12 protein-coding genes are annotated in these 13426 nt (G+C 64.2%); 9 read left to right on the forward strand and 3 right to left on the reverse strand.

Annotated features, from left to right (window positions below):
- The first annotated feature begins 104 nt into the window (after nucleotides 1–104).
- Genes AC3CD9_RS10425 through AC3CD9_RS10440 form a run of 4 tightly spaced genes read left to right on the forward strand, consistent with a single transcriptional unit; the run spans nucleotide 105 to nucleotide 5097 of the window.
- The gene (locus AC3CD9_RS10425) at nucleotides 105–1076 is read left to right on the forward strand and encodes a glycosyltransferase family 2 protein (protein WP_488363800.1); all 972 of its coding nucleotides are present in this window, start codon (nucleotides 105–107) and stop codon (nucleotides 1074–1076) included.
- Nucleotides 1076–2560, forward strand: a complete 1485-nt coding sequence (locus AC3CD9_RS10430; protein ID WP_488363801.1) for a polysialyltransferase family glycosyltransferase — start codon at nucleotides 1076–1078, stop codon at nucleotides 2558–2560. Before AC3CD9_RS10425 ends, AC3CD9_RS10430 begins: the two co-directional genes overlap by 1 nt.
- Entirely contained in the window at nucleotides 2553–3668 is a 1116-nt protein-coding gene (locus AC3CD9_RS10435; protein ID WP_488363802.1) for a polysialyltransferase family glycosyltransferase, read from the forward strand. Before AC3CD9_RS10430 ends, AC3CD9_RS10435 begins: the two co-directional genes overlap by 8 nt.
- Complete coding sequence (locus AC3CD9_RS10440; RefSeq protein WP_488363803.1) at nucleotides 3655–5097, forward strand: DUF6716 putative glycosyltransferase; 1443 nt, start codon at nucleotides 3655–3657, stop codon at nucleotides 5095–5097. Before AC3CD9_RS10435 ends, AC3CD9_RS10440 begins: the two co-directional genes overlap by 14 nt.
- A 282-nt stretch (nucleotides 5098–5379) precedes the next feature.
- Here the strand turns inward: AC3CD9_RS10440 and AC3CD9_RS10445 are convergent, their stop codons facing one another.
- Genes AC3CD9_RS10445 through AC3CD9_RS10455 form a run of 3 tightly spaced genes read right to left on the reverse strand, consistent with a single transcriptional unit; the run spans nucleotide 5380 to nucleotide 8501 of the window.
- Nucleotides 5380–5892 carry a GtrA family protein gene (locus tag AC3CD9_RS10445; RefSeq protein ID WP_488363804.1) on the reverse strand — a complete coding sequence of 171 codons (513 nt, stop codon included), beginning with the start codon at nucleotides 5890–5892 and terminating at the stop codon, nucleotides 5380–5382.
- A gap of 21 nt (nucleotides 5893–5913) precedes the next feature.
- Nucleotides 5914–7434, reverse strand: a complete 1521-nt coding sequence (locus tag AC3CD9_RS10450; RefSeq protein WP_488363805.1) for a hypothetical protein — start codon at nucleotides 7432–7434, stop codon at nucleotides 5914–5916.
- The gene (locus AC3CD9_RS10455) at nucleotides 7431–8501 is read right to left on the reverse strand and encodes a glycosyltransferase (RefSeq protein ID WP_488363806.1); all 1071 of its coding nucleotides are present in this window, start codon (nucleotides 8499–8501) and stop codon (nucleotides 7431–7433) included. The genes AC3CD9_RS10450 and AC3CD9_RS10455 overlap by 4 nt, the downstream gene beginning before the upstream one ends.
- Before the next feature lie 406 nt (nucleotides 8502–8907).
- On the opposite strand from AC3CD9_RS10455, the gene AC3CD9_RS10460 reads away from it, so the two are divergent.
- From AC3CD9_RS10460 to AC3CD9_RS10480, 5 genes are all read left to right on the forward strand, one after another.
- Nucleotides 8908–9876 carry a methionine ABC transporter ATP-binding protein gene (locus AC3CD9_RS10460; RefSeq protein ID WP_488363807.1) on the forward strand — a complete coding sequence of 323 codons (969 nt, stop codon included), beginning with the start codon at nucleotides 8908–8910 and terminating at the stop codon, nucleotides 9874–9876.
- Nucleotides 9876–10550: a methionine ABC transporter permease gene (locus AC3CD9_RS10465; RefSeq protein ID WP_488363808.1), complete on the forward strand. Its 675-nt coding sequence runs from the start codon at nucleotides 9876–9878 to the stop codon at nucleotides 10548–10550. The genes AC3CD9_RS10460 and AC3CD9_RS10465 overlap by 1 nt, the downstream gene beginning before the upstream one ends.
- A gap of 161 nt (nucleotides 10551–10711) precedes the next feature.
- Complete coding sequence (locus AC3CD9_RS10470; protein WP_488363809.1) at nucleotides 10712–11548, forward strand: MetQ/NlpA family ABC transporter substrate-binding protein; 837 nt, start codon at nucleotides 10712–10714, stop codon at nucleotides 11546–11548.
- Nucleotides 11549–11741: 193 nt separating this feature from the next.
- A complete protein-coding gene (locus tag AC3CD9_RS10475; protein WP_488363810.1) occupies nucleotides 11742–12281 on the forward strand; it encodes a DUF6069 family protein in 540 nt (179 codons plus the stop codon).
- Nucleotides 12282–12309: 28 nt separating this feature from the next.
- Nucleotides 12310–13419, forward strand: coding sequence for a sensor histidine kinase (locus AC3CD9_RS10480; RefSeq protein ID WP_488363811.1), 1110 nt, complete (start codon nucleotides 12310–12312; stop codon nucleotides 13417–13419).
- Nucleotides 13420–13426: the final 7 nt, after the last annotated feature.

Below are 13426 nucleotides of genomic sequence, written 5' to 3' on the forward strand. Positions count from 1 at the left end.
GTCAGCGAACATTCCCGGACACCTGCGCGCAACTTTCTGTTCTCCTCCCACCCCTACGATCGATCGGACGCGCACAGCAACCGAGAAGACCGCGGAAGGACCACATGCCCCAACCAGTCGTCAGCGTCGTCATCGCGGCGAAGAACGCCGAGGAGACGATCGGCGGAAGCCTCAAGAGTCTGGTCAACCAGAACTTCGCCGCCAATGAACTCGAGGTCATCGTCGTCAACGACGGTTCGACCGATGACACGGCCGGGGTGATCGCCGACTATTCCGATCGGCTCAATCTCGTCGAGATCCACAATGCCGAATCGCGTGGGGTCTCCACCGCCCGCAATGCGGCTCTCGAAGCCTCGACCGGCGCGAACATCACCTACCTCGACGCCGACGACTGGTACGCCCCGGGCCACCTGCGCTCACTCACCGACGCCATCACCGGACTCGGCGTCGACTTCGTGAAGACGAACTACCTCATCGTCAACGGCTTCAACCGGAAGCTGCGCCGCGCACCATGTGCACAACACAACACTGCGCTCAACCCGCGGGACCACATCCTGCCCCACGACGCCTCGACGATGGTCGATTTCCCGGAATGCTGGACGGGCATCTACTCCCGATCCATGGCCGATCGCGGACTGCTCGAGTTCAACCCTCTGCTGCGCACCTGCGAGGACCGCCCCTGGACGTGGCGCCACCATCTCGAGGCCGATTCCTTCGCCGTCGTCGACACGGCGGGTCTGTGCTACCGGAAGGGCAGCACCAGCTCGTTGACGGCGATCTTCGATGAACGCCAGCTCGACTTCATCCCTGCCTTCCGCTCGGTCTTCGCGATGCTCGAGGCGAACCCGGACTTCCGTCGCTTCGAGCAGAAGGCCGTGCGCAACTTCCTCTCCATCCTCTACTTCCAGATCTTCAACCGGGGCTCGTCGATGTCGCGGACCGTGCGCGAACAGCTCAACCTCGGCGCGGTCAACACCTTGAAGAACATCGGCAACGACGTCATCGACCTCGCGCTGACGAACTACGGCGAACGCCGACTGCCCGTGATCGAGCCGATCGTCAGGAGGGCCCGCTGATGACGCAGATCATCGAGATATCGACCCAATACCAGCTTGCGAACATCTCCGCCCTCATCCGCGCGGGCCGCCTCGGCGAGCCGAACGAGCGTCGGATCCTCGTCGTGGCGAACAATTCCTTCGCCCCCGAACTCACCCCGGCCGCCCATGCGATGCCCGGGTCTGCCGGGCTGCTGGCCGATTTCGATGCGGTCGTGGATTGGAATGCCACGATCTGGCCCAACCATCCGAAAGCCTTCGGCATCTCCGGCGAGCGCGCCCCGATCATGGAACGCGCCCTGCGCAGGGAATGGGACCTCGACGATCACGAGAAGCTCGAACTCATCGTCGAGTCCCTGCCCAGCCATCCCGCCGGGGCGCTTACGCAGATCTTCGCCACTGCCGATATCAGCGTCCATTCCGACGGGCTGATGAGCTACGGGCCGATCCGCAATCCGCTCACGCTGCCACAGTGGCAGCGGCTGAAGTCGATCTACTTTACGGATCTGCTGCCCGGCATCACCCCGCGTCAGCTGGCCGAACACAACCCGAACCGGGTGGTCCTGCCGACGGCCGATCTCGCCGGGGTCATCGATGAGATGACCGCCGAGGTGGCCGATGAGCTGGCCAGCGCCCACCTCGATGCCCCAATCGAGGGCAGTGCGCTCGTGCTCGGTCAGTACCTCGCGCAGCTCGACCTCATCACGGCCGAGGAGGAGCTCGATCTGCACCTGCAGATGCTCGATCAGGTGAAGGCCGCAGGGCTGACCACGGTGATCTTCAAACCGCATCCCACCTCGGCGCGGACGACGACCGGGCCGCTGCGTCAGCGCAGCGAGGAACTCGGCCTCGACTTCGTCCTCGCCGACGTGCCCCTGCTTGCCGAGATCGTCGCCTCCGCCACCCGACCCGAACTCGTCGTCTCCTGCTTCTCGACGGGGCTGGCAACCGCAAAGGGCCTCTACGGCTGTGAGACCGCGGCCGTCGGGACCACGAAGCTGCTGGCCGCGCTCGCCCCGTATCAGAACAGCAACCGCATCCCGTTGACCATCGTCGATGCCCTCCACTCGGGTCGGTATGTCCTGCCGGGCGACCTCGCCGAGGCGGGGACGTCGTCCCGTGGGACTGTCGGGTCTGGAACGGCGACAGCGGGGACGTCCGCATCGGGAACGGCGACAGCGGGAACGTCAGCATCGGGTACGGCGCGGGACCTCAATCCGCTCATCGACGCGGTCACGTACTGCATGCAGTCGGACTCCGCCTCGTACCTGCGGCAGAACGCGATCGATTTCCTTTCAGGTGCGGTCGGCGGTCCCGATATGAAGTACTTCAAGCGCAAACGGCTGACCAAGCTCGACCTGCCGGGACAGCAGGAGATCCCCTTGCACAGGAAGACCCTCAGTGTCGCCAAGCAGCGGCTGGTCTCGAGGGCAAAGCGCACCCAACATGTGCTCAAGGACTACGGCATCACCGTCGATACATCGAAGCTGAGAAAGAATGGCTGAATTGCTGATGGCTGAGAAGACGAAGACGAACCCGACGAAGGCGAAGAAGGCGGGTGACAAGGCCGTCAAGAACGAGGCGGCCAAGAGAGGTAGCACTGAGAGCGGCGCGGGCAAGAAGAGCACCCGAATGACCTCGGTGGCCTTCGTCGAATCCCCGCTGCAGTTCCTCTCGGCGCTCGAATCCCATGAGCCTACGGAGGATCTGCTCATTCGGGCTCGGGCGAGCGCGAAGGGTATGACGTCCTTCCTCGATGCTTTCGACCCGGCCTGGCTTCCGAAGAACGTCCGCCTCGAACGGGACGGAGCCAAGCCGGGGCTTCTGCGCAAGAACACCTTCGATCGGATCTACCTCGGCGATGCCTGTTCGGGTGAGGTCCACAAGGCCCTGGCCCTGGCGTATCTCGAGCGACGCATGCCCGAGGTCGTCATCCTCGACGACGGCCTGGCCACGTACTCGGCGATCGAGATCCTCACCGCCAAGCGCGGTCCCCTCGTCCGTCCCCGACAGAAGCTCAAGGCCTCGCGCACGGTCATGGCCGCTCACGTCGCCGACCGGCTTCGCCACCTCGCCACTCTGGGCAAGCTGCGCTGGCACACGGCGCTGCCGGTGGCGAAACAGCTGCGCAAGGCTTTCCTCAAATCCGGCGGCGAGATCACCCGCCACCAGTTCGAACACCTGCAGACTCTGCCCACCGGCGGCAGCCACCCGCGGGATAATCCGGTCATTGGTTCGTCCCTGGCCGCCGACGGCCTCATCGATGCCTTCGCCTACCGGGCGTGGGTCGATGACATCATCGACACTCACGGATCGATCACCTACTATCCGCATCGACGTGAGACCGAGGAGTTCCTCGCCGATCTCGCCCAGGACGAACGAGTGAGGATCAAGCATCTCGGCCTGCCCATCGAGCTGCGGCTGATCAACCTGCCGCCGGACTCGACGATCCGCAGCCTGCCGTCGACGGCGGCGGTGTCCCTGGCCGTACTCAATCCGGATGTGACCATCGACGTCACCGAGATCCCCGCGAAGTGGTGGACCGGCGCCTCACCCGATAGTCTGCGAAAGTCCCTCAACGCCCAGTCGGTCAAGGCAGATGACGATTCCTGAACCAGGCGATCCCCACTACAGCGGGCCGATCATGCCGCCGCCCCTCTCCGACGCGCCGCCGCGGCCCTCACACCTGACCGAGCGCACCCGCGCGGACGGTCAGTCGTCGCAATCGACCTATCCGGACGGTCCTGTGCTGCCGCCTCGGCGATCGGCCGGGCTTGCGCCCATCCGCATCCTCTCTGTCTCCGACAGCGAGTCGTACCTCAAGTGGGCGACGCAGCTGCTGTCGTCCCTGCCCGACGTGGAGGGACGCGTGTTCCTCGTCGACAATCCGATTCTGCCGACCGATGAGCAGATCGCCAGCGCCGTAGCCGGCACCGATTGGGAGCACCGCGAGGTTCCCGTCATCGCGCGGGCCGACCTCGCGCAGGTCATCGCCGATCACTCCCCCGATATCGTCCTCGGTGCCGCCACCGGCCCGATCGTCGCCCAGGTCTTCCTCACCGCGCACACCCGCGCTGACCGTCCGGCCCTGGTCTCTGGGCTGCCCGGAATGGGTCTGCCTGCCAGCGGCAAGGGGATGAATTATCGCCGTCTGATGGATGCGTTCATCGCCCATTCCTCCGCCGAGGTTGCCGCTTACACCGAGGCGAGTGCCCGGTCGCGGGTGCCCTGCGAAGTTCTGTTGGCGCGCCTGCCGATGCTGCGTTCGGAGGGCATTCCGCAGCTCCCGCCACCAGCGGAATCCCTCGCCGAGGTGACCCCACCATCCGTCGCCGCCGCGCCTTCCTCGGCGGGTGCCGCACGAACCGATGCCCCTGCGGCTCCAAGGACTCTGCTCTTCGCCCCGCAGGCGAAAGTTCCGGCCGAGCGTGCCGACCGTGAGGCAATCATTGCAGCCCTGGCCGAGTTCGCCGACAGGCACCCGGATTCGACGGCGGTCATCAAGATGCGGTCGCGTCCCGGTGAGTTCGAGACCCATCACGAGCAGCACTCCTACTTCGAGATCCTGGACGACTTCCGCACCCGCCGAGTGCCTGGGGCCGAACGCATCGAGCTCGGGTATGGTCCCCTCAGCGACTTCCTCACCGACGGCTCGGCACTGGTCACTGTCTCCTCGACTGCGGCACTCGAATCCATCGATCGGGGCATTCCGACCCTGCTCATCTCGGACTTCGACTTCAACGCCGCACTTCTCAACGAGGTCTTCGCAGACTCCGGTGCCACCGGCACATTGGCCGAAGTCGCCGCCGGATCGATCGGGTTCCCTGACCCGGAATGGCTGACCGAGAACTACTTCCACGCGCAAGACGGACAGCTGCGCCGAGACCTCGGGCTGTTGGCCACCCGCGCTCGGGCCGGTCAGCTGCCGAACCGCCGTTCGGCACTGTTCAAACAGAAGCGGATGCTCATTCGAGCCGAGCTGCGCACCGTCACCCCGGCCCCCGTCGTCAGCGCCTACCGCAAGCTGCGCCGCACCCGCTGACTGCCGACCCCTGTCGCCCCGAGAATAGGTCACCAACGGACATTCGGGCCCAAACATGGGTCAGCATCGGATACTTTCAGCGCCGGAGACTATCCGATGCTGACCTAGATTCTTGACCAGCGGCGAGCAGTTGCGCATCGGGGCCCCTAAGTGGTCCAAATGGTCACAGAAAAATCAGGTGGGCGTGACCATTTATCCCACCCAAGCTGAGGTGCGAGGAGGCAGGCAAGCACCTATCCGGCGGCGTGAGAGGCAAGCTAGCGGCGCGAGAGGCCGCAACCCTCAGCCCCTGTCGTCGGGGACCCGGCTCGACTCCTCCATGGGAACGACCACCTCGGTGTCGGGGGCCTGGTCCTTGAACACCCAGGTGCGGTAGGCGTAGAAGCGGAAGATCATCGCCAGTCCGATGCCGATGACATTCGTCGAGATGTTGTAGGTGAGCTGGTCGCGCATATCGAGCAGGTACCAGGTCACGCCGAGCGGGATGACGGTGATGATCATGCCGGCGAGGTTGACCGCGACGAACAGGACGATACCGCGCATGTTCGAGTTCGTGGTCCGGTCGCCGTAGGTCCAGAGCTTGTTGCCCATCCACACGACGATCATCGACAGGATCGTCGAGATGATCTTCGACTTGATCGGGCTGCCCTCGAGGAGGGCGGGGATCGGACCGAACCCGTAGGCCAGCAGATTCGACAGGCCGACGTCGACGATATAGCCGAGCCCGCCGACGGTGAGGAACTTGAAGGCTTCCACCGCCAGGCGCCGGAGACGGTCCGAAAATGACTCATTCATAACTGGCACCAGTCTATGGCCCTAGGATTCGGACTTGCTGGATGCCGCGCTCGGTCGGCGTCGCCACATTGCTATCGCCAACACGAGGGCCATGGTCACGGCCAAGGCCGGCCAGAACGTGTATCGGAAATGGTTGGCCGGCACGATCGGGAAGTACCCGAGAACGTAGCACAGCGCCGAGGCGGCCAACGTCGTGATCTCGGGAAGGAAGGATCGATTGTGCTCCGATCCCCGTCGCATCCGCCGGTGCGACCGATACGCGAGGCCGAGCAGCAGGACGGCCACCAGTGTCCAGAACCAGGGGGCGAACAGCATCGGGAACGTGCCGAGGGCGAAGTCCTCGACATAGGGACGAACGATGTAGTCGGCCTTCGGATCGGCCTGTTCGATACCGGCTTTCGTCGCCTCGCCATGCCATTCGGCGGGCCAGTATTCGACTCCGGAGGTGAAGAAATAGTAGGAGAATACGGCAGCCCGGTACTCGGCGTAGCGCAGCGGGTGAGAGATGACATGGTCGAGCCACAGCTGCTTGAGCGCGTCCTGGTGAGCGATCGGAGAGAAGTTCTCTCCGCTCTCGCCTTTGCCGTAGCAGTTCCAGTACGAGTCCCAGATCTCGCCCTTCTCCAGGCACTTCTCGCGGGCAGTACTGATGTGCTCGGTGAGTTCCTTCGGTGCCCCGGACTTCTTGAGTTCGGCGTCGGGGACGGAGAACATCACGTCGTCGAGGAAGATCTGTGAGATCTGCCCGGTCTTCGTCACTCCCTTCTGCGAGTCGACGACCGCATCGGTGACTTTGACTCCTCCGCCGATGAGTCCGAGCACGATCAGCGACGAGACCGCCGTCAGCAGAAGCGGGCGTCCTTCCTTCGCGGAAGATGCGGTCGGCTCTGAAGTCTCCAGTGACGCGGAGCCTGTAGACGTGGCTGAGTCTCCAGGTCGACTTCGACGGTTGCGCCACAGCTGCATCAGGCACCATCCGCCGTACACGGCGATCGGCACGACCGCGAACACCGCGTTCTTGCGCACCCCCACCGCGTAGACGAGGAGGACCAGCGCCGGAAGCCACAGCAGCCACGTCTTCGGGACGAAGCGGGTGATCATGATGAGGACGACGGCGAGCAGGATGGCCACGGCCATCTGCGTATCCTTCCACAGCGTCGTCATCTGGGAGACGACCCAGGGCGTGGCCATGATGGTCGGTCCCAAGAGCGACACCCACCTCGGCGCTCCGAATCGGTGGACGAGCACCCCGATCCCCCACGCGGCCGCGGCCAGCAGGCCGACCTGCAGCAGGAGCAGACTGCCCGGGTCTCCGGTGATGTCGATGAGGATTCGCCACATCGCGCTCATCACCGGCGGATGCCAATCGGAGTACGGGATCTTTCCGGTTGCCTGCAGGTACTGATTGGCGATATCGACGTTGACCCGACCGGGCCAGAACAGGCGCAGGAAGATAGACGACCATGCGACGGTGAAGAGAGCAAGCAGCAGGTCCCATGCCAGCGGGGACGTCAGCCACCTGTGAATAGCAGAACGACTCATGAAGCGAAGCGTGCCCGCACCTGTCGGCTCGGCTTCATCCGTGCTGCGTCGGCAAAGATCTCAGCCTCCGAAGCCGAGAACTTTTCGTCCGCAGGACCGGTCTGTCGCGGCGTCTGACGCTGAGTGACGGGGCGTCCGGTCACGGCGGGCAGGCTGAGGTAGACCAGGCGGGAGGTCTCGCGACGAGCCCTGCGCAGACCGTCCAAGGTCAGGCCGACGCTGCCGAGCAGGAACGCCAGCCCCATGAGCGCGGTGGCGAGAATCGCAGTCGGGAACCGGGGTACGAGCCCGGTCTGCCAGAACTCCCACACCACGGGCAGACCGAAGACCAGCGACAATGCGGCGAGCACGGCAGTGAGCGTGCCGTAGAACAGGCGGGGGCGCTCGTGACGGACGAGCGCGGAGATGAGCCCGAGGATGCGGAACCCGTCTTTGAAGGTCGAGAGTTTCGACTCGCTTCCGTCGGGTCGGTCACGGAAGTCCACGGCCACCTCGGTGGTGGGAAGGCGCAGGGACATCGTGTGCACGGTCAGCTCGGTTTCGATCTCGAACCGGCGGCTGATCGCGGGGAACGACTTGACGAAACGGCGGGAGAAGACGCGGTAGCCCGAGAGCATATCGGACACCTGCGAACCGAAGAGCCACCCGGTCAGCCGGTTGAACATCTTGTTCCCGGCTTCGTGGCCGGGACGGTAGGACGTGGTCTCCTGATTATCCTGACGAACGCCGAGAACGTGGTCGTACGGCCCGGAGATCAGGGTGTCGATCATCTCGGGCAGGTGGGCCGCTTCGTAGGTGTCGTCACCGTCGATCATCACGTAGATGTCGGCGTCGATGTCGGCGAAGGCGCGGCGGACGACGTTGCCCTTGCCGGGGACGTTCTCCTTGCGCACGATGGCACCGGCTTCGGCGGCGCGCTGGGAGGTGCGATCGCTCGAGCAGTTGTCGTAGACGTAGACCGTGATGCCGGGGACTGCGGACTTGAGGTCGCCGACGACCTTGGCGACGGTGATCTCCTCGTTGTGGCAGGGAACGATCGCCGCGATCCTGCTCGATTCTTCGTACATTCACCGGTCCCGTCGTGGAGCTCGTCCGCCTGCCGGTACACCGGGCAAGCGAACCTGTCGATCAACCACAGGTACGCCCCGGACATGGACATCGGGTTACGTCGGAGGAAAATGCTGCTGGATTCTGCCCCGGCTTCGACCGCCGTTCACCGTCTCGTCATCTCTGCCGCCGAGGCGGTCGGGATCAGTTGACACCGAAGCGAGCAACAACGCCCTTCCCCGCCGCCGTGAGGTCTTCGTCACGATGGGCCGCCAATGCGTCTTTTTATGACATCTCATGACGCCGCCGAGGCGATTCCTTGTCATCCTGAATCGTCGGCCCTACTGGACCGTAGACCGGCCCATCCCCAAATCTCTGCCGTCCACCACCGTGCGCGGCATTCGTCAACCACACGAGGAGGCGCCTGTGATCGAACTGCGCGCACTGCGGAAGGTGTTCGGAGAGACCGTCGCTCTGGAGGAGATCGACCTCTCGGTCCCCGCCGGAGAGATCCACGGCATCGTCGGCCGCTCCGGCGCCGGCAAGTCCACGCTCATCCGCTGCCTGACCGGGCTCGAGTCCCCCACCTCCGGGACGGTGTCGATCAACGGCGTCGACCTCACGAACCAGTCCGGTGCCGGACTGCGCGAAGCCCGTCGCAGCATCGGCATGGTCTTCCAGCACGTCAACCTCCTCGACTCGAGCACAGCGCTCAAGAACGTCGCCCACCCGCTCAAGATCGCCGGAGTGTCGAAGGCCGAACGCCTGACCAAGGCCCGTGAACTCCTCGAATTCGTCGGCCTCGGCGACCGCGTCGACAACTATCCGTCTCAGCTTTCGGGCGGCCAGAAGCAGCGCGTCGGCATCGCCCGAGCCCTGGCCGCAGAGCCGAAGGTCCTGTTGTGCGATGAGCCCACCTCGGCGCTTGATTCGACGACGACGGACCAGATCCTCAGCCTCATCCGCTCACTGCGTGACCGCCTGGGCATCACCGTCCTCATCATCACCCACGAGATGTCTGTCATCCGCGAGATCTGCGACTCCGTGACGCTCCTCGCCGACGGGCGCGTGGCCAAGACCGGGAAACTCGCCGAGGTCATCGCCGAGCCCGGATCGGTTCTCGCCAAGGATCTCGTCCCCTTGCCTCCGGTCAGCCTCGATGACGGGGCCAGCCGCCTCGTCGAGGTGTCGCTGGCCGGCACCGACCTGCCCACCGTGCTCACCGCCGCACGGAATGCCGGAGCGAGCGCCGAGGCGATCCTCGCCGGAGCCGTGGAGACGATCGAAGGCCGCCAGGTCGGTCGGCTGCGCTTCTCCGTCGCCTCGGCCGAGCAGGCGAAAGACCTGATCAGCGCCCTGAAAGCCGATGGAATCTATGCGGAGGAGGCTGCCTGATGAACGATCCCACATGGTTCGACAACCCGGCGATCACCGATCAGATGTGGCCGGCCACCATCGAGACTCTGCTGATGACGGCATGGTCGACCGGGCTCGCCGTGCTCTTCGGACTGCCCTTGGGCATCTGGCTGTTCACTGCTTCGAAGGGCGGGCTGAACTCGAACCCGGTCGTCTACCGGGTGCTGTCCTTCATCGTCGACATCACTCGTTCGATCCCCTTCATCATCCTCATCATCGCGCTCATCCCCTTCGCCCGATTCGTCGTCGGTTCGGCGCTGGGCTGGCAGGCGACCGTGGTGTCGCTGACGATCGGCGCGATCCCCTTCTATGCCCGCCTGGTCGAGAACTCGCTGCGCGAGGTCTCCGAAGGCAAGATCGAAGCCGCGCTGATGATGGGCGCCTCAAATGGCCAGGTCGTCCGCCAGGTTTACGTTCCCGAAGCGATGCCCGGTCTCATCGGAGCCGCCACGGTCACCTCGGTGACGTTGGTGTCCTACACCGCGATGGCCGGTGCCGTGGGCGGCGGAGGTCTGGGTGCGCTGGCGATCTCCTACGGCTATCAGCGCTACCAGGCGGACACGATGATTGCCTGCATCATCGTCCTCGTCCTCATCGTCACGATCATCCAGTTCATCGGTGATCGGCTGGCCCGCACGGTCGACCACCGGTGAGCCGCCTCGGCGGCGTCGATCACGTCCGGCGCGGCGACGGAACTCCGAGTTAAATGTGCTCAGATTGTCCGAATCGGCGACGAAACCGGCAATCTGCGCACACTTAATGGCCACCACTGCTCATCCCTTTGCACAACACACAGAACACATCAAGGAGAATCATGAAGACCAAGCTCATTGCGATCGCGGCCAGCGCGACTCTGCTGCTCTCGGGCTGCGGACTCGTCGGCGGCGGCACCGACTCCGTCGGTGAGAAGGACGGCGACATCACGAAGCTCACCGTGGGTGCGACCCCGGTGCCGCAGGGCGACATCCTGCGCTACGTGGATGAGAACCTCGCCGAGGATGCCGGCCTCGACATCGAGGTCACCGAGTACACGGACTACACGCTGCCGAACAAGGCGCTCAACGACGGCGACATCGACGCGAACTACTTCCAGCACAAGCCGTACCTCGACTCCGAGGTCGAAGGCCAGGGCTACGAGATCACCGGCTTCGAACCCATCAACCTCGAACCCTTCGCGCTGTTCTCGAAGGACATCAAGGACGTGGGTGACATCCCGAAGAACGCGAAGATCGGCATCAACAATGACCCGTCCAACCAGGGCCGGGCGCTGAAGATGCTCGAAGACGCGAAGCTCATCACCCTCAAGGACGGCGTAGACGCGATCGACGCGAAGCTCTCCGACGTCGAGGACAACCCGAAGAACGTGAAGTTCGTCGAGGCCGACGCCGCGCAGCTGGCTCGCACCCTCGAAGACGTCGACGCCTCGGTGATCAACGGCAACAACGCTCTCGAGGCCGGCCTGAGCCCGGCCAAGGACGGCATCCTGCTCGAAAGCGCCGAGGACAACCCGTACGGCAATTTCCTCGCTGTGCGCACCGAGAACAAGGATGACGAGAACGTCAAGAAGCTCGACGAGCTGCTCCACTCCCCCGAGGTGAAGAAGTTCATCGAGAAGAAGTGGGCCGACGGCTCAGTCCTCCCCAGCTTCTGACCCCAATTACTACCCGACGGCGGCCCAGCAACCTCGCGCGAGGTATCTGGGCCGCCGTCACGTAGTTCCGGGTGGGTTTCGGGACATTTGTCACTGTGTATTCGGGATCGTGCTCCCTACTGTTGCGCTTTCGGCCTCAGTAGCGTCGAAGCTGTCAAAGATTAACGACGCTTCAACCAAGGAGGCGACCACGATGAGCCACTCAACCAATCACGTATCAGAACCTGCACCGACAACCACCCCCGCCCGACGCCCAAAGCATCGTTCAGCCGCTGAGCGACGGACGGCTCCCTTTCGAAACACATCGGCAGTCGTTGCCATCGTGACTCTTGTCGCGGCCTTCGCTGCGCTTGCAATATGGGCAATCGCCGTGCCGGTCGCAGGCGTCACGCTGATCACCGGGGGCCTGACCGTCTCCCCCGCTGCTGTCGCGCTCGTCTCTCTCGGAAGCGGATGCGCAGCCGGCATCTCCCACAGCATCATGAAGCAATTCCGCGGCGGAACGGTGATGTGGACCGTGTTCGCATGCTCGGTTCTCGCTGTGTCCATGGTTGGGCCGCTGATGTCAGGAGCCGACGGCGCAGCCGTGGTCGTACTCGAGCTGATGCACGTGGTCGTCGGTGCCACAACGATTCTCGGACTCCGAATCCTCGTCCCAGGCAGCACGAGTCGCGCATCCGACCACGGATCCGAGTCCTCAGGTTGGGACCCATCGACAGCACCGTCCGAGTAATGTACGAATCGGAATACCGGAGGCGACAATGACGAAGCAATCCATTTCCACCGACAACGACGACTATGTCTCGCAGTGGGCCGACCGGACTCGCGGACCTGGGTTCGCGCTGGTGTGGCTGCCGGTCCTCATGCTGTCCCCGATCCTGACAGCCATCCTCGACGGCGACCTCACTGCGCTGACGATCCACCTGGCAATCACAGCCCTCTACGTCATCACGATCCTTGTCGTCCACAGCGGCCTGCCGCAGCGTGTGGGAGAGCTCTGCACTGCGGGACTCATGGGGTTGGTCGTCATACAGTTCATCGTGACTCTTGGAGGTCAGGGCTTCCTCTACCCGTTGCTCGCCATTGCAGCCGCCACCGCCGTCCGGATCCGCGCAGCACTTGGGATCGTCATGGGTCTGGCGGTCAGCGGATCCTTCGCCGAGGGGTTCGCAACAATGTCGCTGAGCAATGCGCTGCAGTTCGGATTCGCTACCGTGATGGCGGGTGCCAGCACCTACCTGATCCGCCGACTCACCACTACCGTCGAGGATCTGCGCGCCACCCGACGGCGGCTGGCCGGACTCGCCGTAGTGGAGGAACGCCAGCGGTTCTCCCGAGATCTCCACGACCTGCTCGGCCACACCTTGTCGGTGATCGTGGTCAAGGCTGAGGCCATCCGTCGATTCGCCGCGACCGACTCTGCGACAGCAATTTCTCATGCTCAGGAAGTCGAGGACATCGGGCGCACAGCCTTAGCCGATGTCAGGCAGGCTGTCGCAGGCTACCGGGAGATGCGTTTCGCGGATGAACTCGCCCGTACGGTCACTGTCCTTGAGGACGCCGGGATCAAGGTCGGCACGATGCCGGTGCCGAATCTCAACAGTCCTGTCGACACTCTCTTCGCCTGGGCTGTCCGAGAGGCTGGTACGAATGTCCTCCGCCATGCGCATGCCTCGACGTGCTCAGTGAAAGTGTCCGTCGATGAGGCTTCCGCCGCCCTTGAGATCACCGATGATGGCAACGGTATGGGTCAGAACTCCGCAGGGGCAGGGTTGGCCGGGCTGCGTGAGCGGGCAGAGCGCCTCGGCGGGCACGTCCACACGCGCTCCGGTCCGCGGGGCTTCACCCTCACCGTTCATGCCCCGACCTGAGGAGGAC

It is taken from the genome of Brevibacterium sp. MGP-B1 (genome assembly GCF_057766545.1).